Raw genomic sequence first — 21,665 nt, 5'->3', positions numbered from 1 at the left:
CCGTTGCTGTGGCGGCAGCCGCGCCGCCGTGCTAGTCCTGTGCCCTGGTCCCCGAGCCCTGAGGAGGAGCCGTGTCTGAGCCCCACCTGCCCGAGGTGCCCGTGCCGGCCTGCGTGCTGGGCGTGGGCACGGACCTCGTGCACGTGCCCGCCCTCGCCCACCAGCTGACGATCCCGGGAACGGTCTTCGCCGAGCGGGCCTTCACCGCACGTGAGCTGCGTGAGGCACGACGGCGCGCCGACGCCGCCGGCTCCCTCCAGGCCGAGCACCTGGCGGCCCGCTGGGCGGCCAAGGAGGCCCTGGTCAAGGCGTGGTCACAGGCCGCCAACACGGTGGCGGGGCGGGCGGTGCCCCCGGCGCTGGTCCCCGAGAGCCTGGACTGGCGCGAGATCGAGGTCGTCACCGACCGCTGGGGGCGCCCGGGGCTGAGGCTGACGGGCCAGGTGGCGGCCGGTGTCGAGCGCGCCCTGGGCGCGGGCGCCAGCGAGCCGGGCTGCTGGCCCGTGTCGCTGACCCACGACGGCGACTGGGCGGCCGCCGTCGTGCTGTGCGCACCCGTCGCCCAGGGCGCCGGGGGTCAGTAGCTGGCGCGCTCCTGGGCCGCGGCGCCACCGGAGCGCTCGTCGATGAAGCGTTGGGCGAGGGCCTCGGACTGCCGCGCCAGCACGGCCACGTCGGCCCCGACGAGGATGAAGTCCACACCCTGGTCGAGGTAGCCGTGCGCGGTGGCCGGGTCGAAGGCGTTGACGCCGACCCTCGTGCCCGCTGCGCGCGCCGCGGCGACGGCCTGCTGGACCTGGGCCACGACCTCGGGGTGCGTCTGCTGCCCGATGAGCCCCATCGAGGCGGCCAGGTCCGCCGGCCCGATGAAGACGGCGTCCACGCCCGGGGTGCTGGCGATGGCCTCGGCGTTGGCGACCGCGGTAGCGGACTCGATCTGGACGGTGAGCGAGACGTGCTCCTCGTTGGCGCGCGCCAGGTACCCCTCGACACGGTTCCAGCGCGCCCCTCGGGACAGCGCCGAGCCGACGCCGCGCACGCCCGCCGGGGGGTAGCGGGTCGCGCTGACCGCCTCAGCCGCCTGCTCGGGGGTGTCGACCATGGGCACGAGCAGGTTCTGCGCTCCCAGGTCGAGGTACTGCTTGATGAGCACCCGGTCGTTGGCGCTCACGCGCACCACTGGGGTGACGGGGTAGGCGGCGACGGCCCGCAGCTGCTCCTGGACCGAGGCCAGCGACAGGGGGGCGTGCTCGCCGTCGATGAGCAGCCAGTCCAGCCCGCTGCCTGCGCAGATCTCCGCCGCGGTGGTCGAGCCGGAGCACACCCACATGCCCACCTGGGCCCGGCGGGCCCCGGCCAGGCGCTGGGCGAAGGTCGGGGGCAGGGTCACAGGAAGCGGCATGAGACGCTCCCCAGCTCGCCGTAGTCGCACACGACGCTGTCACCGCGCTCGACCCACACGGGGCGGGTGAAGGAGCCGGCGAGGATGATCTGCCCGGCCTCGAGGCGCTGGCCGTGCTGGTGGAGCTTGTTGGCGAGCCACGCCACGCCGGTGGCCGGGTGGTTGAGCACGCCAGCGGCCAGGCCGGTCTCCTCGATGGCCTCGTTGCGGTAGAGCACCGCCCCCACGCGCCGCAGGTCCAGGGCGTGGGGCGGCGTGGGGCTGCCTCCGATGACCATGGCGCCGTAGGCGGCATTGTCGGCGATGGTGTCGACGATGGTGCGTCCCTCGAGCTGGATGTGGGAGTTGAGGACCTCCAGCGCCGGGATGACGTACTCCGTGGCGCGCATGACGTCCATGAGGGTGCACGCCGGGCCGGCGAGCTCGTCCTTGAGGAGGAAGGCGAGCTCGACCTCGACGCGCACGTTGGTGAAGGCGCTGGTGTCGAGCACGGCGCCGGTCTGCACGACGGTGTCGTCGAAGATGACCCCGTAGTCGGGCTCGGTGATGCCGGTGGCGGCCTGCATCGCCTTGGAGGTCAGGCCGATCTTGCGGCCGACGAGGCGGTGGCCTGCCGCCAGGCGCCGTCGGCTCCACACGCTCTGGATGGCGTAGGAGTCCTCGACCGTCGCCTGGGGGTAGCGGGCCGTGATCCGTTCAATGAGCTCGTGGGTGCGCTCGGCCTGCTCGAGCTCAGCGGCGATCTGCTCGATCTGGTCCTGGGTGAGCATCCTGTCCTCGTCTTCCGCAGCGTGCGCTGCCTGGTGTGCTGTGCCGGAGGGAGGGGTGGGCGGGGGCGTGGGCACACGTCCCCGCCCACCCGGTGGGGTCAGTTGGTGAGGTCGAACACGCCGTCGAAGAACGCCGAGATCGCGGCGGTGCCGTCCAGCGGCTGGATGTCGGCGACGTACTGGTCCGGGCGGACGACGACGACGGCCCCGGAGTCGGCGATGCCACGGGCCTGGAAGACCGGGTCCTCTGGCAGCGCCGACCACACCTGGTTCCAGTCCTCGACCTGGAAGGGGCCGGTGCGCGGGCGGAAGGCCTCGGGCGTGTCGGTGATGTCGTACTCGCGGTGGTGCTGGCGGTAGACCACCACGAGGTCGAAGAGGGTGTCGGGGTCGTCCCCGGGCCGGGTGTGGCGGACCATGGGCGAGCTGGGGTCAGTGGCCCACCACTGCGCGAAGTCGGCCACGCGGCCGGGCTCGCCGGGGGCGGCGGCGTCGGCGAAGACGTACACGCGCCAGCGTCCGTCGGCCACGTGCTGGTGGCCCAGGGCGAGGGTCGTGGCGTCGCAGCGGCGCACGGCCGGGTGGGACTTGAAGCGCTTGCCCAGCGGGTACCCGGTGGCGGCCTGCTGGACGGCGCGCGAGGAGATGATCTGCGAGGGCGGGTACTGGGTCATGAAGCCGGCCGGGAACTCGGCCGTGCGGACGTAGAAGTCCTCAATGGGCTCGTCGTCGCTGTACTGGCCGGACATGCGTGAGGACCACTCGGAGTCGAAGCTGATGAGGTCCTGGGCGATCTGCTGGCGCTCGGCGTTGTAGGTGCGCAGCAGCTTCTCGGAGGAGTACCCGCGCAGGACCTGGGCGAGCTTCCAGCCGATGTTCCACGAGTCCTGCATGGACACGTTCATGCCCTGACCGGCCTTGGCCGAGTGCGTGTGGCAGGCGTCGCCACAGATGAACACGTGCGGCTGGCGCGACTCGTCGGGGTCGAGGCCGACCTCGTCGAAGCGGTCGGTGACGCGGTGACCGACCTCGTAGACGCTCCACCAGGCGACCTCCTTGGGGGTCACCGTGTAGGGGGCGACGATGGCGTTGAGCCGCCGGATGATCTCCTCCAGGGGCGTGTGGCGCACCTTGTGGTTGTCGTCGGCGCCGACCTCGCCCAGGTCCACGTAGGAGCGGAAGAGGTAGCCGCCCTCACGGGGGATGTGGAGGATGTGCCCCTGCCGGGAGGAGATGATCGACTTGGTGCGGATGTCCGGGAAGTCGGTGTCGGCGACCATGTCCACCACGCCCCAGGCGTGGTAGGAGACCGTGCCCTGGTGGGTGGCGCCGATGGCCCTGCGCACGCGCGAGTGGGCGCCGTCGCCACCGATGAGGTACTTCGTGCGCACGGTCAGCTCCTCGCCGCTGCGCTCACCCGCGGTGCGCCGCAGCCGGGCCTCGACGGGGTACTCGCCCTCACCGATGCTCAGGTCGATCAGCTCCAGGCCCCAGTAGGGGCGCGAGCGTGAGGGCTGGCGCTCCATGAACTCGCGGAAGTAGTCGAGCACGCGTGCCTGGTTGACGATGAGGTGGGGGAACTCGGACAGATCGTGAGGGTCGTCGTCGGTGTAGCGGGTGCGCACGATGTGACCGGGCTCGTCCGGGGAGGGCGACCAGAAGGCGGTCTCGGTGATCTGGTAGGCCTCGTTGATGATCTCGTCGGCGAAGCCGAAGGCCTGGAAGGTCTCGACCGAACGCTGCTGGACGCCGTCGGCGTGGCCGAGCACGAGGCGGCCGTCGCGCTTGTCGATCATGCACGAGAGGATGTCAGGGAAGACGGACAGCTGCGCGGCGGCGACGATGGCCGCCGGGCCGGAGCCGACGATGAGCACGTCCATCTGCTCGGGCAGCTCGGGGGAGCGGTTGACGCCGACTCCGGCGGCCGGCAGGGTGCGGGGGTTGTCGGAGACATAGCCGTGGTGGTGGAACTTCATGGTAATCAGACCTTCACGTCGTTGTGGTGGGAGGCGGCCGCAGGGCGCTGCGGCGCGCAAGGACCCAGGGCCCTGTGCGCCAGGGCCGGGTGGCAGGACCCAGGGCCCTGGGGGAGTCAGGTGAGCGGGCCGCCGGCGACGGCGGTGGCCTTGGGCAGCTGGCTCCTCATGGAGGCGAGCTTGTGGGCTCGCGCGTAGTGCTCGATCTCGTTTAGGGAGGCGGCGCGTCGAATGAGATCGAGGAGGTGCTCGTGCTGGTGGACGGAGACCAGCGAGGCGGTGGGGCTGAAGTCGAGCGCGGAGCGCCGGATCATGGCGACGCGCTCGGCCTCGGTTCCCAGGAGCGTCAGCAGCCTCTCGTTGGGGCACGCCGAGGTGAGCACGGCGTGGAAACGGGTGTTGAGGCGCCGGTACTCGGCGGAGACGAACTCGACGTCGGTGAGCCGGAGCATCTGCGCGTTGAGCTCGCTGGCGTGGTCGAGCTCGGCGGGGGACAGGTGCGGTGCGGACAGGGCGGTCGCCAGCCCCTCAAGGAGCGCGAGGGTGGTCATCGTGTCCTGGTACTCGGTGTAGTTGATCCCGAGGACCTGGGCGCCGACGTTGTGGGTGTAGTCCACCAGGCCCTCGGACTCGAGCCGCCGCACGGCCTCGCGCACCGGCACCACCGACACCCCGGTCTCCTGGGCGATGGCCGTCAGGACGAGCCGGAAGCCGGGGGAGTAGCGCCCGTCGAGGATGCGTGAGCGCAGGTACTCGTAGACCATCTTGGACTTGGACCCGGTGGTCGTGCTCACGCTGGCTCCTGCGGTGGTGGCGGGGGCGTCCCCGCGGGCTGTGCTGGCCCCGTGTCGCAGGGTGCGAGGGGCTGTCAGCCGCAGTGTAGGGAGCCCCCACGCCACCACCGTCGTCGCCATGCCCGTGTCGTCCCTTCTGCTCAGTACCCGGCGCCGCGCTCGAAGGTCGCCTCGGTGGCGTGGCGGGAGCGGGCGACCTCGTCGATGAGGGCGTTGGCCTCGGCGTCGGCGGCCGCGGACAGGTCGCGTCCGGTGCGGTCGCGCAGCAGCAGCGCGGCCACGAGGGCGACGGTGGTGACGGTGAACAGGTAGAAGGCGACGGCCATGGAGGTGCCGAAGCGTGCCTGAAGCGCGGTCGCCAGGAAGGGGGCGAAGGCGCCGCCCACGATCGCGCCGAAGGCGTTGGCCAGGCCCGCACCGGAGTAGCGGATCCTCGCCGGGAACATCTCGGCGAAGAGCGCGGCCTGGGGCCCGTAGGTCATGCCGAGCGGGATGGTGAGCACCACCATGGCGAGCCCGATGAGGGCGTAGCTCTGGGTGTCGATGAGCCTGAAGGTGGCGAAGATCCAGACCATCTGGAAGAGGAAGCCGATGAGGTAGATCCTCTTGCGCCCCACCCTGTCCGACAGGTGGGCAGAGGCCAGGGTGGTGGCGATCCAGCACAGGGCGGCCAGCGAGACGAGGTGGAGGATCGTCTCTCGGTGCAGCCCCAGGTCGTTGGTCGTGTAGGACAGGATGTAGCCGCCCGTGATCATGTACCCGGCCACGCCGTTGCCGGCGAAGATGAGGGTTCCCTGGACCAGGGGGCGCCACGACGTCCTGAACATGTCCACGAGGGGCAGGCGCACCTGCTCGTCGGCCTCGGCCAGCTCGTCCATGACCGGGGACTCCGACACGCCCAGGCGGATGGCCATGCCGATGGCCACGAGGACGATGGACCCCAGGAAGGGCACCCGCCAGCCCCAGGTCTCGAACTGGCTGTCGGTGGTCAGGACGTCGATGACGGCCAGGGCGAGGGTGGCCAGCAGCATCCCCAGCGGCACGCCGATCTGCGGGAAGCCCCCGAAGAGACCGCGCTTGCCGGCCGGCGCGTGCTCAACCGCCATGAGGGCGGCGCCGCCCCACTCGCCGCCGGCGGCGAAGCCCTGGACGACCCTGAGGACGATGAGCAGCACCGGTGCCCACACGCCGATGGTGGCGTAGGTGGGCAGCACGCCGATGAGGAAGGTGGCCGTCCCCATGAGCACGAGGGTGAGCACGAGCATCGCCTTGCGCCCGAGCCGGTCGCCGTAGTGCCCGGCGACGGCGGCTCCCAGCGGCCGGAAGAAGAAGGAGATACCGACCGTGGCGAAGGACAGCAGGCGCCCGGCGACCTGTCCGGCGCTGGCGACGAAGGGGTCGAAGAACAGCGGGGCGAGGATGATCGCGGCCGCGTTGGCGTAGATGAAGAAGTCGTACCACTCGACGGCGGTGCCCACGAGGGTGCCGAGCGCGACGCGCCGGTCCTGCGGCTTGTGCTCGTCGAGGATGATGCCCGCGGGTGCGGGGCCGTTGCCGGGGGCCGTCATCGTCACACCTGCCCCCCGACCTTGTAGCCGGCCTGGGTGTCGCCCTTGCGGGTGTAGGAGAAGCCGTCGGCACCGATGGTGACGTCGATCTCCCGGGGCTCCTCGCGCTCGATGAGGGGCACGAGGTTGCCATCGAGGTCGAGCACGCGTGAGGCCTCGGTGTACCAGGAGGGCACGACGGCGTGGCCCCAGAAGTCGCGGCGCTGGTTGTCGTGGACGTCCCACACGACCTCCGGGTTGTCCGGGTCGCCGGTGTAGTAGTCCTGCGTGTAGATCTCCACGCGGTGCCCGTCGGGGTCGCGCAGGTAGAGGTAGAAGGCGTTGGAGACGCCGTGGCGGCCGGGGCCGCGCTCGATGGAGTCGGAGCGGCGCAGGGCGCCGAGCTTGTCGCAGATGTAGAGGATGTTGTGCTTCTCGTGGGTGGAGAAGGCGATGTGGTGCATGCGCGGGCCGGTGCCTCCGGTCATGGCGGTGTCGTGCACGGTGTGCTTGCGGGTCATCCAGGCTGCGTAGGTGACGCCGGCCTCGTCCTTGATGGACTCGGTGGTCTTGAAGCCGAGGTCGTTGAGGTAGGCGGTGCCCTTGACGACGTCGGGGTAGACCTGGTTGAAGTGGTCCAGGCGCACCAGGGCGCCGGCGCCCTGCTGGTCGTAGGCCCAGGCCAGGCGCTTGACGTGGTCCACCTCGTAGAAGAACTCGTAGGTGAATCCGAGCGGGTCGGCCACGCGCACGGCGTTGTGCACGCCCTTGGAGAAGCTGCCGCGGCGGGTGGCGCATCCGAGCTCGCGGTAGTAGGCCTCGGCCTTGTCCACCTCCTCCTGGCTGCGCACGCGGAAGGCGAAGGCGGCGACGGCGGCCTGCGGCCCCTTGCGCAGGACGAGGTTGTGGTGGATGAACTCCTCGAACCCGCGCAGGTAGATGGCCTCGTCGTCCTCCTCGGTGACGACGAGACCGAGGATGTCGACGTAGAACTCGCGTGAGGCGGCGAGGTCGGTGACGACGATGTCCATGTAGGCGCAGCGCAGCACGTCCGGCGCGGGGGCCTGGGGGGTGGGAATGAGATCGGTCATCACAGTCTCCTTTGGCTGTTGTGGTGTGGTGGTCGGTGAGCCGCCGTGGCTCTGACCTCGTGGGTGTGGTGGTCGGGCGGCGTTGCCCCGCGGTGGTGGGTGGTGCTGGCTGCGGTGCGTCGGGCCCCGTTGCCTGGCGCACCGCAGCGGTCTGGGAGGGTCTCAGGCGGAGGGCCCGCCGAGGCCGAGGTCGCCGTCGGCGTACCCGGTGGCGCCGAAGCGCGTCGTGTGCACGTCGCCCAGGCGCACGTGCACGGACTGCTGGACGGAGTAGAAGTCCAGGGAGCGGTAACCGCCCTCGTGGCCAAGGCCGGAGCCCTTGACCCCGCCGAAGGGGGTGCGCAGGTCACGCACGTTGTGGGAGTTGATCCACACCATCCCGGACTCGATGGCGCTGGCGACGTTGTGCGCGCGGGCGACGTCGCCTGTCCACACGTAGGCGGCCAGGCCGTACTCGACGTCGTTGGCCAGGCGGATGGCCTCCTCCTCGGTGTCGAAGGGGGTGATGGCGACGACGGGGCCGAAGATCTCCTCCTGGAAGATGCGGGCGGTGGGGGGCACGTCGGCGAAGACGGTGGCCTGGACGTAGTTGCCCTCGCCCAGGTGCTCGGGGCGCGCACCGCCGGCGACGAGACGGGCCTCGCTCTTGCCGATCTCGATGTACTCGGTGACCTTGCGGTAGTGCTCTGGGTGGACGAGGGCAGCGATCTCGGTGTCGGGGTCGGAGGGAGGTCCGACGACGACCCTGCTGGCGCGCTCGGCGAAGGCGGCCACGAAGCGGTCGTAGACGGGGCGCTCGACGAGGATGCGAGAGGAGGCGGTGCAGCGCTCGCCGTTGAGGGAGAAGACGCCGAAGAGGGTGGAGTCCAGGGCCGCGTCGAGGTCGGCGTCGGCGAAGACGATGGCGGGGGACTTGCCGCCGAGCTCAAGCGACATGTGCTTCATGTGGCGCGCGCAGTTGGCGTAGATGACCTTTCCGGTGCCCAGCTCGCCGGTGAAGGAGATGAGGGGGACGTCAGGGTGCTTGACCAGGGCGTCGCCGGCGGACTCGCCGAAGCCGTGGACGATGTTGAACACGCCCTCGGGCACGCCCGCGCGCTCCATGATGCCCACCCACAGCTGGGCCGAGACGGGGGTGAACTCGGCGGGCTTGAGCACCACGGTGCAACCGGAGGCGAGCGCGGGGGCGAGCTTCCAGGACTCCTGCATGAAGGGGGTGTTCCAGGGGGTGATGAGCCCGGCCACACCCATCGGCTTGCGGTTGACGTAGTTGATCTGGCGTCCGGGCACGGTGAAGGCCCCATCGACCTGGGCGACGATGAGGTCCGCGAAGAAACGGAAGTTCTCGGCGGCGCGGGTGGCCTGGCCGCGGGCCTGGCGGATGGGCAGGCCGGAGTCGAAGGACTCGATGGCGGCGAGCTCGTCGTTGAGGGCGGTGACCTCGTCGGCGATCCGGTTGAGGATGGTGGCGCGCTGGCGGGCGAGCATGCGCGGCCAGGGACCGGAGTCGAAGGCCTTCTTGGCGGCGGCCACGGCCGCGTTGACGTCGGCCTGCTGGCCGCTGGCGCAGGTGATGTAGGGCCTGTTGGTGGTGGGCTCGATGACCTCGAAGGTCGCGCCGTCGGCGGAGTCGACGAGGGCGCCGCCGATGTAGTGCTGGATCGTGTCGGGCAGGCCCGTGGGCGTGGTGGCCAAGGTGCTCTCCTGGGTGGTGGGCGGTGTGCTGGTGTGGGGTCAGTGCTGGCTCTGGCGCCAGGTCTCGTAGCGCTCGCGCCAGGCGGCGGTCAGGGGGAAGAGGCCGTCAACGCGGTGGCCGGCTGCGACCATCTCGGCGATGAAGCGCTCCGCGTCCTCCTGCTGCTCGCCGGCTTCGAGGACCTCGGTGACCAGGGCGGGTGGGATGACGACGGCGCCGTCGTCGTCGGCGACGATGACGTCTCCGGGCTGGACGGTCGTGCCGCCGCAGGTGATGGTGACGTCGGTCTCCCACGGGACGTGGACGCGTCCGAGGACGGAGGGATGGGTGGAGGCGCACATGACGGGCAGCCCGGTCCCGGCGACGGCGGCGGCGTCGCGCACGGCGCCGTCGGTGATGACGCCGGCGGCGCCGCGGACCTTGGCGCGCAGGGCCAGGACGTCGCCGAGGGTGCCGGCGGTGCTGAGGCCGCGGGCCTCCATGACGAGGACCTCGCCCTCGCCGACGGCGTCGATGGCGCGCTTCTGGGCGTTGTAGCCGCCGCCGTGGCTGGCGAACAGGTCGGGGCGGTAGGCGATGTAGCGCAGGGTGCGGGCGGTGCCGACCATGTGGCTGCCGGGCACGAGGGGGTGGACACCGTCGATGGAGGCGTCGGGGTAGCCACGTCGGCGCAGCTGGGAGGAGATGGTGGAGACGGCCAGGCCTCCCAGCCGTCTGCGCAGCTCCTCGGTGAGCACCCACGGGGCGGGGGAGGGCTCGAGCCCAGCGGCCTCGGGGCTGCCCCAGGCGTCCACGCGCTGAGCGTCGTCGGCGGCGGGTTGGGCGCCGGTGGGGCCCAGCGGTGGGCCGGCCACGACGGTGGTGGTGAGCTCTCCGGTGCTCAGGCCGGGGTCGTCAAGGCTGTAGACCTCGACGCTCACGCTCTGACCGGGCACGAGGACGGAGGAGCCCGCGGGGGTGCCGGTGAGGATGACGTCGCCGGGCTCGAGGGTCATGAAGCGGGACAGGTCGGCGATGAAGTGGGGGAGGCTGAAGAGCATGCCGGCGCTGGAGTCGTCCTGCACGGTGGCGCCGTCCACGCGGGTGCGCAGGCCGATGCGGGCGGGGTCGAGACGTGAGGCGTCCAGGAGGACGGGTCCGAGGGGGGTCATGCCGTCGCCGGACTTGGAGCGGGTGTTGGAGCCCTTGTCGGCAGCGCGCATGTCGAGCAGGCCCATGTCGTTGCCGGCGGTGACCCAGCCGACGTGGGACCAGGCCTGCTCCTCGGTGACGTTGCGGGCGGCGGTGTCGATGACGAGGGCGATCTCGCCCTCGAAGACGAGCAGCTCGGTGCCCTCGGGGCGGGTGACCGTGCCGGGGCCGGCGATGGAGGAGGAGGCCTTGAGGAAGTAGGAGGCCTGCGCCGGGGTGCGTCCGCGCTGGGCGGCGCGCGAGGCGTAGGACAGGTGCACCGCGATGACCTTGCCGGCGCGGTGGCCGAGGGCCTCGCTGATGACGTCGGTGGGGGTGGTGGTCACGGGCTGCTCCTTGTCACGGACGGCTGTGCGTGGGTGTGGCGCCGCCACCGTTGGCGGGTACCCGGTATTGCCGTATATGAGATCGTATACGATGTGTGTTAGAATGATGACCCAGGTCACGCAACCTGTCAACATCTCTTTCGTGACCCGCGGCGACTCATCGACACCGCCACACACACCCTCGAGCCTCATCCACGCGGTGAGTCTCCGCCGCGGCCCCGGCCCGGCAGGACTTCAAAGGAGAAGCCACATGGACCACACGAGCACCCAGGACGCGGTCAGCGACCTCCTCAGCCGCGTCCCCACCGGGATCTTCCTCAACGGCGAGTTCACCGAGGCCTCCTCCGGCGAGCGTTTCGACGTCCTCAACCCCGCCACGGGGGAGGTCCTCACCACGGTGGCCAGCGCCACCCCCCAGGACGCCGCCACCGCCATGGACCAGGCCGTGGCCGCCCAGAGGACCTGGCAGTTCACCTCCCCGCGCGAGCGCGCCGACATCCTGCGACGCGCCTTCGAGCTGACCACGACCACCTACCGCAAGGACCTGGCCCTGCTCATGACCCTGGAGATGGGCAAGCCGCTGGCGCAGGCCGACGGCGAGGTCACCTACGGCGCGGAGTTCCTGCGCTGGTTCGCCGAGGAGGCTGTGCGCGTGCGCGGCGACTACTTCCGCCTGCCTGAGGGCCACCTCCAGGCCCTCGTCGTGCGCCGTCCCGTGGGACCGTGCCTGCTCATCACCCCGTGGAACTTCCCGCTGGCGATGTCCACCCGCAAGGCGGGTCCGGCGCTTGCCGCCGGCAACGTCGCGCTCCTCAAGCCCTCGAAGGACACCCCGCTGACCTCCCTGCTCTTCGCCAGGATCATGTCCGAGGCCGGGCTGCCCGCCGGGGTCCTGTCCGTCCTGCCCTCGCAGCGCAACCGCGACATCACCGGCCCGCTGCTCCAGGACCCGCGCCTGCGCAAGGTCTCCTTCACCGGCTCCACCCCTGTGGGGCGGGCCCTGCTCAAGGAGGCTGCCGGTAACGTCCTGCGCACCTCGATGGAGCTGGGTGGCAACGCGCCCTTCATCGTCTTCGAGGACGCGGACCTCGACGCCGCCGTCGAGGCCGCCGTCGTGACGAAGATGCGCAACATGGGTCAGGCCTGCAACGCCTCGGACCACTTCCTCGTCCACGAGTCCGTCAGCGAGGACTTCGGACGCCGTCTGGCCCAGGCGCTGGGCGCGCAGCGGCTCGGCGACGGCACCAAGGACGGCGTGGACATCGGCCCGCTCGTCTCGGCGCGCCAGCGCGACGCCATCGCCGCCATGGTGGACGGGGCACTGGCCTCCGGCGCCCGGGCGCTCACCGGCGGCCAGGTGCCCGAGGGGCCCGGCTTCTTCTACCCCCCGACGGTCCTGGTTGACGTCCAGCCGCGCACCGACATCGTCCGTGAGGAGATCTTCGGGCCCGTGGCCCCCATCGTGTCCTTCTCGAGCGAGGAGGAGGTCATCGCCCTGGCCAACGACGACCTCGTGGGACTGAGCGCCTACGTCCACACCCGGGACATGGCACGCGTCATGCGGCTGGCCGAACGCCTCGAGTTCGGCATGATCGGCGTCAACTCCGCGACGATCTCCAACGCCGCTGCGCCCTTCGGCGGTGTCAAGCAGTCCGGTATGGGCCGTGAGGGAGGCAAGGAGGGCATCGAGGACTACCTCGAGACCGTCTACGTTGGCATGCCGACCCCCGACTTCCTGCCCTGAGACCGGGGCCGGTCCCCGTCGGCCCGCGCGCCGGGGACCGGCCCCGCCCAGGTGCGCAGGCGCCGCCCTCGGGCTCCTGGGGCAGGCGGGCGCTGCCGGCTCACAGCCCCAGCAGCGGCCGGTAGGTGCTCTCGTCCTCCTGGGAGAAGACGTTGAAGATGACCCGCAGGTCGGCGTCGTGGGCGCTGAGCCAGCCGCGCACCGTCTCGACGGCGGTCTCAGCGGCCTCCTGGCGCGGGTAGCCGAAGACCCCCGTGCTGATGGAGCACACCGCGACGGTGCGCAGCCCGTGCTCGGAGGCGACGTCGAGGCAGCTCGTGTAGCAGGAGGCCAGCTGACGGCGGTGCTCCTCGGTGGGGTGACCGGCCGCGACCGGGCCGACCGTGTGGATGACGTGCCGGCTCGGCAGGTTGTAGGCGGGGGTCATCCTCGCCGCGCCTGTGGGCTCCTCGCGCCCCTGCATCATGCGGGCGCACTCGATACGCAGCTCGATGCCCGCGAAGGTGTGGATGGCGTTGTCAATGCACAGGTGCCCGGGCACCCAGCAGCCGAGCAGCCGGCTGTTGGCCGCGTTGACGACGGCGTCGACGGCGAGGGTCGTGATGTCGCCGCGCCACAGCAGCAGGTGGCTGTCCTGGGGGCTGGCCAGCGCGTCGGCGACGGTGCTCACGCCCGCCTCCTCGATCATGGCGCGCAACAGCTCGTCCTGCGTGGCGAGCAGGGACGGGGCGGCGGGCGCGGGCGGGCGCGTGTTGACCAGGGCGCGCAGCACGGTCCACAGCTCGTCCGCCTGCGTCGTCGCAGGGGGCTCGGCACCGCGCTCGGCGCACAGGGCGTCGACTGTCGAACGCAGGAGGGCGGCTCTGCGGTCATTGTGCATTGCGGGGCTCCTGTGAGGTGGTGGTGGTCAGCGCGGTGAGGACGGCGTCGATGTCGGCGTCGATGAGGATGGAGCGGTCACGGATCTGTACGGGGGCGTAGGCCTCGCCGAGGTTGACGCAGGCGTAGACGGCCGCGGGGTTGGCATAGGTCGAGCGCCAGAAGGGGTACTTGACGATGGTCGGCGTGTTCGCACCCACGCCCAGGTCCAGGAAGAGGACGTGGCCTGCGCTGTGCGACTGCAGGAACCGCCGGTAGCGTGCGGCCGCCTCATGCCAGCCGGCGTCCTCGACGAAGGTGTCGTCGGCGCGCAGGTTCATCGCCATGGGCTCGCCGCACACGGGGCAGTGGGGCACGATCTCGCCGGGGACCGTCATGAGCAGCCCGCGTTCAGGCACCACGAGGGCGCCGTCGTCAGCGATGGTAAGGCCCTGCGCGAGGATCATCCGCCGTACGGTCTCGTGGTTGTCATAGGTCCTGGGGTGGCACGGGACGGCACACTGCCACAGGCCGTAGTCGCCCTGCGTGTAGAACAGGCGCTGTGTGGGCAGGCCGGCAGTCTGGAAGCGGTGGTCGACGTTGGTGGTGAGCACGAAGAACTCGCGCCCCTCCAGCAGGGTCAGCAGGGTGGAGTACGTGTCCTTGGGTGTGGCGACGTAGCGGTTGCACCAGATGTGGCGGCTCCAGTAGGCCCACCGCTCCTCCAGGCTCGCGAAGGGGTGGAAGCCGGCCGTGTACATGTCCGTGAAGCCGTAGACCGCGATGAAGTCGGCGAAGAGCGTCTCGAAGCGCTCGCCGGAGTAGGTCAGGCCCGCAGCGGTGGACAGGCCGGATCCCGCGCCGGAGCCGGGCGACGTCCTCGCCCGGGGCTGCTTGTGCTGGCATGTGCCGACCTTCCCTTGCTCAGCGTCGTCGTCCATCACCACTGGGCGTGGCCAGCCGGGCGTGGCCAGCCGGGCGGGTGCTACTCCTGCCGTCCCGGGCCTCGAGAGCGAGGTGGCGGCGCAGCGGGTCCAAGCATAAGGGGGCGGTGCCGCGAGCGTGTCCACGCAGCGGACATGGCCGGAACCTGCACCGATCCCACGGGGGCGCGTCCTTGATATGGGGCCGATTGCGGGCCGCTGTCGCCCTCAGGACCGTGTCCATGTCCGCTGCGTGGACACCGGTGCGCCTGCCGTGACTGGCGCACCGACGGCGGTATCGAACGCGCGGTGTCAGGCCGGCAGCGCCTGGTGCACCGGTGTCGCGGATATTGGCGTCGGTGGAGGATGAGACACTGCGCGGGTACAGCGCTGTGGGGCGCCACACCGACGACGAGGACGAGAAGTGAGCGGACATATGGAGCGTGCGGAGCTGCACCGCGCGATCTGGCAGGTGGCCAACGACCTGCGCGGCAGTGTCGACGGCTGGGACTTCAAGGCCTATGTGCTGGGTTTCCTGTTCTACCGGTTCATCTCCGAGAACCTGACGTCCTACATCGACGAGGCCGAGTGGGAGGCCGGGGACCCCGGTTTCAGGTACGCGCTCATGTCGGACGCGGACGCCTACCGGGAGCGAGAGGGCATTGTCAACGAGAAGGGCTTCTTCATCCCTCCCTCAGAGCTGTTCGACAACGTTCGCGCCAGGGCTGCGCGCGACGAGAACCTCAACGAGACGCTCTCACGGGTCTTCCACAACATCGAGGCCTCGGCCGTGGGGACGGGCTCGGAGTCGGACCTTCGAGGCCTGTTCGACGACGTCGATGTCAACTCGTCGAAGCTGGGCCGGACCGTCGCCCAGCGCAACGACAAGCTCGTGCGCATCCTCGAGGCCATCGGTGACCTGGACCTGTCCTACGAAGACTCGACGATTGATGCCTTCGGTGACGCGTACGAGTTCCTCATGACGATGTACGCCTCCGCCGCAGGCAAGTCCGGTGGTGAGTTCTTCACCCCGCAGGAGGTCAGTGAGGTCCTCGCCAGGATCACCGTGGCGGGTAAGACGCGTGTCAACGGTGTCTACGAAACTTTCATGCCACGACGGATACAAACGCGCGCGAACTACGATTTAGCCGCTTGATTGGTTGAGTCGGGAATCCAGTGATGCGAAGAGCCTGTCACGGCTGCGACCGATGGCGATCGTGTCCCTGATTAGGAGGATTATGTTCACACCAATTCATCAGGCCTTGGGAATTGAGCCTGGCGACCTGTCGCTGAGTTTGATCGAGCAAGCGGTCGAAAATGGCGTTCGCGAGACTGGTGCGCTCGACTGGAAGGCCAATTTCTATGATCCTCGCAGGCCGCGATGGGATGATGAGGCTGCCAAAGATGTAGCGGCCATCGCTAACAGCGGCGGCGGCTGGATCGTATTCGGAGTTGCTGAGGACGGTGAGACAAGTGCTGCCATGGATATAACTCCGATTCAGTGGAATGCGGATATGCAACAGCGCATTCTTCGAGTGGCATATGCTCGTATAGGACCTCCGGTCTTGGGATTGGAATTCTTCCCACTTCCAGCCACCGAGGGTAGTGTCGTGATGATGCGGGTTCCGGATTCTCCTGATGCTCCGCATTTTGCGCGAAACGGTGACGTTGCCTTCGTTGCCCCTCGGCGCAACGGGCCCCACACTGTGTTCATGAACGACCGTGAGATTGAGCGCGGATTCCGCGAGCGGTTCCAGCAAGCAGACAATCGTGAGCAGCGGCTTCAGGCAATTTTTGAGCGCGCAAGTGAAGGGCTTAATCCCGATGACGGCGTTTGCTTGGTCGCGGCGGCCGCCCCGGTAGAACCATCAGGTTCGCTGGAGCCACCGAGGGAGGAAGACGTCTATAGGCTCATGGGTCAAGCGTCATTCCCTGGACTCGTCTACAGTGGCAACAGACCTGTGCGCTGGGACTCGGGGGAAGTCCGTAAGGGACTGCGGCAGTGGGTGATGCGTAGCCATCGCGAGGACCGATACGCATTTCGGAAATATCTGCACGATGATGCGACCGTGCTCGCGTGTTACCGACTCGGGGGCCTGACAGATCGGGAGGATGCCCGTCACTACTACCCGGTGGGCCTACCGAATCATTGCATGGCTTCGGACATTGAATCTGCTCTGATCGACTTCATCGCACTGCTGCGTGCTCACGCTATGAGCCGTCAATCGAATGCCGGTTTCCTCGTGCGGGTGGGTTTGGTTGGAAATCCAAGCGAACCGATCTATATTCGCACGACGGAATCAAACACGAACTACTTGCTGTCAGCGGAGTACGCGGAACCGATCCGCCGCTTCCAGCTGGTGTCGACAGAGCTTAATCCCCTGGCATCCATCGAGACGGTGATGCCAGTCGCCAATGATCTTGCTCGAGACGTGATAAATCAGGGTGGAGTCAAGTTCTTGAAGGTTATGGCTGAGCCGGGCGACGATTAGTCGTACTTGTTTAGGTCTTGGTGATGCTGATCTGACTTCCGTCGCGGAAAATGAACGTCACCGTGCCGTCGGTGCTGACGACTCCTTTGTCGAGCAGGGTGACGCAGAGGTATGGGCTGAAGACCAACTGTTCAATATCGAGTTTCGCAGTCTCCTCCCTGTAGTAGCAGTAGGCAGCAAGCCGTTTGTGCTTGTTTTGGATCTCGGCGGCCACGGCAGCGTGCTCAGCCAACAGGGCTTGGTGCTGTTGGTGGGTGGCGTTGAATGTCTTCTCGTAGGCTTGTTGGTCTTGGGCGACGCGTGCGTTGCGGGCGATCAGTGATTCGAGCTTCTTCGCTACTTGGTCGATCTGTGCGATCAGTCCGGCCGCTTTGACTTCAAGGTCGCTGGTGTCGAGCGCGTCGAGCACGGCGCGGTTGACGGTGTCATCGGCTGGTGAGCCGAAGCGGAGGCGGATGGCCTCGAGGAACATGTCTTTGAGTCGTTCATCGTCGATGTGCCCGGTGGCGCACGTAGTGTCGCCTTTATATTTGTGGCCGCACCGCCAGATGATCTTTTCGTATTTGCATGCCTGCATGCCACGTTTTCGATCCGAAGAAGTGCCCGCACTGGCCGCAGACGAGAGTGGATGAGAAGGGGCGGGTCCGGTGTTGTGTTCGCTGATTCGCGGCACCGTTGGCTAGTTCTGCTTGGACGAAGTCCCACACTGCTGGGCTGATGATTGCTTCGTGGCTGGCGGTGACGTAGTACTGGGGCACTTCACCGTGGTTGGTGACCTGCTTCTTTGTCAGGAAGTCAGCAACATAGGACTTTTGCAGGAGGGCGTCGACCTTGTACTTCTCGTTGGTGAGGATCGAACGCACCGATTGGTAGTGCCAGGTCTTGTTCCCTGGGGCGGTGAACGTCTCGGGCTCGTCGGTGAGGGTACGGGCGATCGCGCCGATGGCCATGCCGCCTAAGTACATGTTGTAGATTCGCCGCACGATCTTGGCTTGCTCAGGGTTGACCACGAGGTTGCCGTCTTCACCCTTGTCGTAACCAAGGAACCGGGAGTATGCGATGGTGACTTTCCCGTCGGCGAAGCGTTTGCGGTGTCCCCAGGTGACGTTTTCGGAGATGGAACGGGCTTCTTCCTGGGCCAGCGAACTCATGATGGTGATGAGGAGTTCACCTTTGGCGTCGAAAGTCCAGATCCCTTCCTTCTCGAAATAGACTTCCACGCCTTTGTCTTTGAGCGCCCTTACTGTGGTGAGCGAGTCGACGGTGTTGCGGGCGAAACGGGATACGCTCTTGGTGATGATGAGGAGACCACGGACCCCACCTCCCTGAGCGCGGACGACCGGGCCTTCCTCGACCGGGCCATTGACGACTACAACACGCAGTTCGGCACCGCCTATGACTCCAGCGCGAACGGCTTCGAGGGTTACTACGAGGACATCTCGCGACGCCTCGCCTGCCGTGAGATCGACCTTGTCATCGTCGTCAACATGTTCCTCACGGGCTTCGACTCCAAGACGCTCAACACCCTGTGGGTGGACAAGCACCTGCGCTCCCACGGCCTCATCCAGGCCTTCTCCCGCACCAACCGGATCCTCAACTCCGTCAAGTCCTACGGCAACATCGTGTGCTTCCGCGACCTTCAGGCCGAGACCGATGAGGCAATTGCCCTGTTCGGGGACAAGGACGCCGGCGGCATCGTCCTGCTGCGCCCCTACGCCGAGTACCTGAGCGAGTACCTCGCACGGCTCGCCGAGCTGCGTGAGCGTCATGACCCCGGTAGCCCCATCCTCTCAGAGGCCGCCCAGCGCGACTTCATCGCCCGTTTCGGCTCGATCCTGCGCCTGCGCAACATCCTTGCCTCCTTCGACGACTTCGCGGACGACGACGTCCTCACCGAGGCGGACTTCGCCGACTACCGCAGCGTCTACGTCGACCTGTACCAGGACCTGCGGCAGCGGGCGACGGGGGACAGGGAGGACGTCACTGAGGACCTCGTCTTCGAGATCGAGCTCGTCAAGCAGGTGGAGGTCGGCGTCGACTACATCCTCATGCTCGTTGAGCAGCACAGGACCGAGATGGGCGGCCGCACCGACAAGGAGGTCCCGGCCGACATCACCCGCGCCGTCACCTCCAGCCCCACCCTCCACTCCAAGCGCGACCTCATCGAGGACTTCGTCAGGTCCGTGTCTGCCCACGGCGACGTCACCGAGCAGTGGCAGGGCTTCATCACCGGCCGCCAGGAGACCGAGCTCGCCGGGCTCATCGCCCGTGAGCACCTGCGCGACCAACCCGCCCGCACCCTCGTAGCCACCGCCATGCGCGACGGCCAGGTGCCCACCGAAGGCACGGCCATCACCGCGGTCCTGCCACCCATGTCACGTTTCCGGCGTGACGCGGGTGACGACACCCACGAGACCAAGAAGACGCGGGTGCTCGACGCCCTGGCTGCTCACGTGGCCCGCTTCCGCGGGCTCGTCTGAGGTGCAGCGACGTGCCTGTGGGCCAGGCGTGCTCACGGAGCCGCCACCGCCAGTTGCCGCCCCACCCCGCCACCGGCTAGCCTCCTGCCTGAGCACGTGCTCCGGGGTCGGTGAAAGTCCGAGCCGGCGGTGACAGTCCGCGACCCGCGCACACGCCCCGACGGGGCGCCGTGAGCGGCTGAGCTGGTGGAACTCCAGCACCGACGGTGAGAGTCCGGATGGGAGGAAGCACGAGGTGCGCCCGGCGTCCCGACGCCGTCGCCGCCCGCCGCGCCGCGCGCGCACGGACGGCGGCTGTGGGACCCAGGGGCGCGCCGCGCGGGCGCGAGCCGCTGCCCCGCCCCTCACCCCGGAGCCGCCCGGGGCACCCGTCCCGGGGGAGTACCGGGAGGACCTGTGGGCACCGCCCCCCAACACGCCGCGCGTGGCGCCCTCGCGCCGCCGACGCGGGCCACCGCGTCCGGGCTGCGCACCGGCCCGCTGCCCGCCCTGCTGCTGGGTGCGGGCGCACTCACCCTGTGGTGGGCCGTCACCGCCGCCCAGCTGGTGCCCGCGGTCTTCCTGCCCGGCCCCACCGACGTCGCCCGCCGTCTGTGGCTCGCCATGACCCAGGGCGGCGTCCTCGCCTACGCCTGGGTGACGCTGCGCGAGGCCCTGCTGGGCTGCCTGCTGGCCGCCGCCGCGGCCCTTCCTCTCGCCTGGGCCCTGTACCGCTGGCCCATGTTCAGCCGCACCGTGCTGCCCTACGTCGCCGCCTCCCAGGCCGTGCCCGCCATCGCCGTCGCCCCGCTGCTCGTGCTGTGGATCGGCTACGGGACCCTGCCCGTCGTCGTCCTGTGCGCCTTCATGGTCTTCTTCCCCATCACGGTCACCGTGCTGCTGGGCCTGAGGGGGCTGGACACCGACGTCATGGACGCCGCCCGACTCGACGGCGCCCACGGCGTGACGCTCCTGGTCTACATGGAGCTGCCCATGGCGCTGCCCGCGATCCTGTCGGGGCTGCGCACGGGCTTCACCCTGTCGGTCACCGGCGCGGTCGTCGGGGAGATGACGATGGGCGGCGAGGGCCTGGGCATGGTGCTCTCCCACCAGCGCGACAGCGTGGACACCACCGGCCTGTTCTCCACCATCGTCCTGCTGTGCGTCCTGGCGACCTCCATCCACTGGTGCCTGCACGAGCTCGAGCGCCGCAGCCGCGTCGTGGCCGCTATGCGCGGTCGGCGAGCCACGTGAGGCACCGCCTCCTCCTGACACCCCTCACCGCACACAACCCGGAAGGAACCCCATGACCCCGCGTCCCACCCTCACCCGCCGCAGCCTCCTGGGCGCCGCCCTCGGCACCGGCGCCGCCGTCCTGCTGGCCTCCTGCGCCTCCGGCACGGCCTCACACGGACGGAGCACCGCCTCCACCTCGGGCCTCGTCATCGGCATGACCTACACACCCAACGTGCAGTTCGCGCCCTTCTACATGGCTGCCGACGCCGGCGACTACGTCGATGGGGTGAGCCTGCGCCACCACGGCGCCCAGGAGGGCCAGTTCGACGCCCTGCTGGCGGGCACCGAGCAGCTCGTCGTCGCCTCGGCCGACGAGGCCGTCGTGGCGGCCTCCCACGGCAACGACCTCGTCGTCGTCGGCGGTTACTACCAGCGCTTCCCCGGCTGCGTCATCGTCCCCGAGGACTCCGGCATCAGCACGCTGGAGGGCCTCAGGGGCCACAGCCTCGGCCTGCCCGGCCGCTACGGCTCCACCTGGTTCACCGTCCAGCTCGCCCTGGCGACCGCCGGCCTGAGCGAGTCCGACGTCGATATCCAGGAGATCGGTTACACGCAGCAGGCGGCCCTCGTCTCCCGCAAGGTGGACGCCATCGCGGGATTCACGAACAACGACGCCGTCCAGATCGCCCAGAACGGGATGGCTGTGCGCACCATTGACGTCGCCCCCCACGTCCCGCTGCTCGGGGCCTCCCTCGTCACCACACGCACCCAGCTGGAGGCGCACCGCGAGGACCTGGCCGCTGCGGTGGCCGCGTCGGTGGCTGGTATGGAGCGCTTCGTGGCGGACCCCGACGGCGCGGTGGAGGCCACCCGCGCCTACGTCACCGACCTCGTTGACACCACCCAGGCTGCCCACGCCCGGGAGGTCGCCGTCGCCACCGCCGCCCTCGTCAAGCCCGACGCGGACGCCGTCATCGGTGCGCTCAGGCCCGAGCAGGTCGGGGAGATGATCGACTTCCTGGCAGGACGCGGCCTGCTGGGCGCCACCACGCCGTCAACCGACGACGTGTGCGACCCTCTCGTGTGAGCGTCGCAGCGGTGTGTGGGCGTGGGGGGGGGGGGAAACCACTTGTGCGCCCGGACCCCCGCGCACAACAAGC

General features: G+C 69.1%; 18 protein-coding genes, 1 pseudogene and 1 riboswitch. Of the genes and pseudogenes, 7 read left to right on the top strand and 12 right to left on the bottom strand.

Translation table 11 applies throughout. The annotated features are described in order from the left end of the window. The first annotated feature begins 71 nt into the window (after positions 1–71). On the top strand, positions 72–584 hold the full coding sequence (acpS, locus tag ACSJJR_RS01165; RefSeq protein WP_435941673.1) for a holo-ACP synthase AcpS: 513 nt from the start codon (positions 72–74) through the stop codon (positions 582–584). Here the strand turns inward: acpS and ACSJJR_RS01160 are convergent. The 8 genes from ACSJJR_RS01160 to ACSJJR_RS01125 all read right to left on the bottom strand — a co-directional run bounded on the left by ACSJJR_RS01160 (position 578) and on the right by ACSJJR_RS01125 (position 10,793). Continuing rightward, positions 578–1,402 carry an HpcH/HpaI aldolase family protein gene (locus ACSJJR_RS01160; RefSeq protein ID WP_435941672.1) on the bottom strand — a complete coding sequence of 275 codons (825 nt, stop codon included), beginning with the start codon at positions 1,400–1,402 and terminating at the stop codon, positions 578–580. The genes acpS and ACSJJR_RS01160 overlap by 7 nt on opposite strands. Continuing rightward, positions 1,387–2,172, bottom strand: coding sequence for a 2-oxo-hept-4-ene-1,7-dioate hydratase (gene hpaH, locus ACSJJR_RS01155; RefSeq protein WP_435941671.1), 786 nt, complete (start codon positions 2,170–2,172; stop codon positions 1,387–1,389). Before hpaH ends, ACSJJR_RS01160 begins: the two co-directional genes overlap by 16 nt. 98 nt (positions 2,173–2,270) lie before the next feature. Beyond that, a complete protein-coding gene (locus ACSJJR_RS01150; RefSeq protein ID WP_435941670.1) occupies positions 2,271–4,148 on the bottom strand; it encodes an FAD-dependent monooxygenase in 1,878 nt (625 codons plus the stop codon). Between the two features lie 116 nt (positions 4,149–4,264). Continuing rightward, on the bottom strand, positions 4,265–4,942 hold the full coding sequence (locus ACSJJR_RS01145; protein WP_435941669.1) for a GntR family transcriptional regulator: 678 nt from the start codon (positions 4,940–4,942) through the stop codon (positions 4,265–4,267). Between the two features lie 140 nt (positions 4,943–5,082). Continuing rightward, entirely contained in the window at positions 5,083–6,510 is a 1,428-nt protein-coding gene (locus tag ACSJJR_RS01140; protein WP_435941764.1) for an MFS transporter, read from the bottom strand. A 2-nt stretch (positions 6,511–6,512) separates the two neighbouring features. After that, positions 6,513–7,580, bottom strand: a complete 1,068-nt coding sequence (hpaD, locus tag ACSJJR_RS01135) for a 3,4-dihydroxyphenylacetate 2,3-dioxygenase (RefSeq protein ID WP_435941668.1) — start codon at positions 7,578–7,580, stop codon at positions 6,513–6,515. Between the two features lie 162 nt (positions 7,581–7,742). Next, complete coding sequence (locus ACSJJR_RS01130; protein WP_435941667.1) at positions 7,743–9,275, bottom strand: aldehyde dehydrogenase; 1,533 nt, start codon at positions 9,273–9,275, stop codon at positions 7,743–7,745. 39 nt (positions 9,276–9,314) lie between these two features. Next, the gene (locus tag ACSJJR_RS01125; protein ID WP_435941666.1) at positions 9,315–10,793 is read right to left on the bottom strand and encodes a fumarylacetoacetate hydrolase family protein; all 1,479 of its coding nucleotides are present in this window, start codon (positions 10,791–10,793) and stop codon (positions 9,315–9,317) included. A gap of 250 nt (positions 10,794–11,043) precedes the next feature. Between ACSJJR_RS01125 and ACSJJR_RS01120 the strand changes: the two genes are divergently transcribed. After that, positions 11,044–12,537, top strand: coding sequence for an NAD-dependent succinate-semialdehyde dehydrogenase (locus ACSJJR_RS01120; RefSeq protein WP_435941665.1), 1,494 nt, complete (start codon positions 11,044–11,046; stop codon positions 12,535–12,537). Between the two features lie 100 nt (positions 12,538–12,637). On the opposite strand, the gene ACSJJR_RS01115 is transcribed toward ACSJJR_RS01120, so the two are convergent. Further along, positions 12,638–13,417 carry a protein-ADP-ribose hydrolase gene (locus tag ACSJJR_RS01115; protein ID WP_435941664.1) on the bottom strand — a complete coding sequence of 260 codons (780 nt, stop codon included), beginning with the start codon at positions 13,415–13,417 and terminating at the stop codon, positions 12,638–12,640. Further along, on the bottom strand, positions 13,407–14,336 hold the full coding sequence (locus tag ACSJJR_RS01110; protein WP_435941663.1) for a Sir2 silent information regulator family NAD-dependent deacetylase: 930 nt from the start codon (positions 14,334–14,336) through the stop codon (positions 13,407–13,409). Before ACSJJR_RS01110 ends, ACSJJR_RS01115 begins: the two co-directional genes overlap by 11 nt. Positions 14,337–14,754: 418 nt before the next feature. Between ACSJJR_RS01110 and ACSJJR_RS01105 the strand changes: the two are divergent. Continuing rightward, positions 14,755–15,420 (top strand): annotated as a pseudogene (locus ACSJJR_RS01105) (type I restriction-modification system subunit M); the annotation flags it as partial. A 136-nt stretch (positions 15,421–15,556) separates the two neighbouring features. Further along, on the top strand, positions 15,557–16,810 hold the full coding sequence (locus tag ACSJJR_RS01100; RefSeq protein ID WP_435941662.1) for an AlbA family DNA-binding domain-containing protein: 1,254 nt from the start codon (positions 15,557–15,559) through the stop codon (positions 16,808–16,810). A 10-nt stretch (positions 16,811–16,820) separates the two neighbouring features. On the opposite strand, the gene ACSJJR_RS01095 is transcribed toward ACSJJR_RS01100, so the two are convergent. Together ACSJJR_RS01095 and ACSJJR_RS01090 are read right to left on the bottom strand one after the other, a co-directional pair. Beyond that, positions 16,821–17,387, bottom strand: a complete 567-nt coding sequence (locus tag ACSJJR_RS01095) for a zinc ribbon domain-containing protein (RefSeq protein ID WP_435941661.1) — start codon at positions 17,385–17,387, stop codon at positions 16,821–16,823. Continuing rightward, the gene (locus ACSJJR_RS01090; protein WP_435941763.1) at positions 17,335–18,108 is read right to left on the bottom strand and encodes a recombinase family protein; all 774 of its coding nucleotides are present in this window, start codon (positions 18,106–18,108) and stop codon (positions 17,335–17,337) included. The genes ACSJJR_RS01095 and ACSJJR_RS01090 overlap by 53 nt, the downstream gene beginning before the upstream one ends. On the opposite strand from ACSJJR_RS01090, the gene ACSJJR_RS01085 reads away from it, so the two are divergent. From ACSJJR_RS01085 to ACSJJR_RS01075, 3 genes are all read left to right on the top strand, one after another. After that, the gene (locus tag ACSJJR_RS01085; RefSeq protein ID WP_435941762.1) at positions 18,019–19,290 is read left to right on the top strand and encodes a type I restriction endonuclease subunit R, EcoR124 family; all 1,272 of its coding nucleotides are present in this window, start codon (positions 18,019–18,021) and stop codon (positions 19,288–19,290) included. The genes ACSJJR_RS01090 and ACSJJR_RS01085 overlap by 90 nt on opposite strands. Before the next feature lie 94 nt (positions 19,291–19,384). Continuing rightward, positions 19,385–19,524: riboswitch (FMN riboswitch) on the top strand. Between the two features lie 231 nt (positions 19,525–19,755). Further along, positions 19,756–20,523 carry an ABC transporter permease gene (locus ACSJJR_RS01080; protein WP_435941761.1) on the top strand — a complete coding sequence of 256 codons (768 nt, stop codon included), beginning with the start codon at positions 19,756–19,758 and terminating at the stop codon, positions 20,521–20,523. 52 nt (positions 20,524–20,575) lie between these two features. Further along, entirely contained in the window at positions 20,576–21,592 is a 1,017-nt protein-coding gene (locus ACSJJR_RS01075; RefSeq protein ID WP_435941660.1) for an ABC transporter substrate-binding protein, read from the top strand. Positions 21,593–21,665: the final 73 nt, after the last annotated feature.

This window comes from Actinomyces sp. W5033 (assembly GCF_051303165.1).
Note: the sequence above shows the minus strand (reverse complement) of the source record. Positions and strands in the feature narration are given on the sequence as shown.

Excerpts from the sequence above, each read along its gene's own strand:
- ACSJJR_RS01160 (WP_435941672.1), bottom strand. The coding sequence starts at position 1,402 with ATGCCGCTTCCTGTGACCCTGCCCCCGACCTTCGCCCAGCGCCTGGCC.
- hpaD (WP_435941668.1), bottom strand. The coding sequence starts at position 7,580 with ATGACCGATCTCATTCCCACCCCCCAGGCCCCCGCGCCGGACGTGCTG.
- ACSJJR_RS01100 (WP_435941662.1), top strand. The coding sequence starts at position 15,557 with ATGTTCACACCAATTCATCAGGCCTTGGGAATTGAGCCTGGCGACCTG.
- hpaH (WP_435941671.1), bottom strand. The coding sequence starts at position 2,172 with ATGCTCACCCAGGACCAGATCGAGCAGATCGCCGCTGAGCTCGAGCAG.
- ACSJJR_RS01120 (WP_435941665.1), top strand. The coding sequence starts at position 11,044 with ATGGACCACACGAGCACCCAGGACGCGGTCAGCGACCTCCTCAGCCGC.
- ACSJJR_RS01150 (WP_435941670.1), bottom strand. The coding sequence starts at position 4,148 with ATGAAGTTCCACCACCACGGCTATGTCTCCGACAACCCCCGCACCCTG.
- ACSJJR_RS01075 (WP_435941660.1), top strand. The coding sequence starts at position 20,576 with ATGACCCCGCGTCCCACCCTCACCCGCCGCAGCCTCCTGGGCGCCGCC.
- ACSJJR_RS01115 (WP_435941664.1), bottom strand. The coding sequence starts at position 13,417 with ATGCACAATGACCGCAGAGCCGCCCTCCTGCGTTCGACAGTCGACGCC.
- ACSJJR_RS01110 (WP_435941663.1), bottom strand. The coding sequence starts at position 14,336 with ATGGACGACGACGCTGAGCAAGGGAAGGTCGGCACATGCCAGCACAAG.
- ACSJJR_RS01140 (WP_435941764.1), bottom strand. The coding sequence starts at position 6,510 with ATGACGGCCCCCGGCAACGGCCCCGCACCCGCGGGCATCATCCTCGAC.
- ACSJJR_RS01095 (WP_435941661.1), bottom strand. The coding sequence starts at position 17,387 with ATGCAGGCATGCAAATACGAAAAGATCATCTGGCGGTGCGGCCACAAA.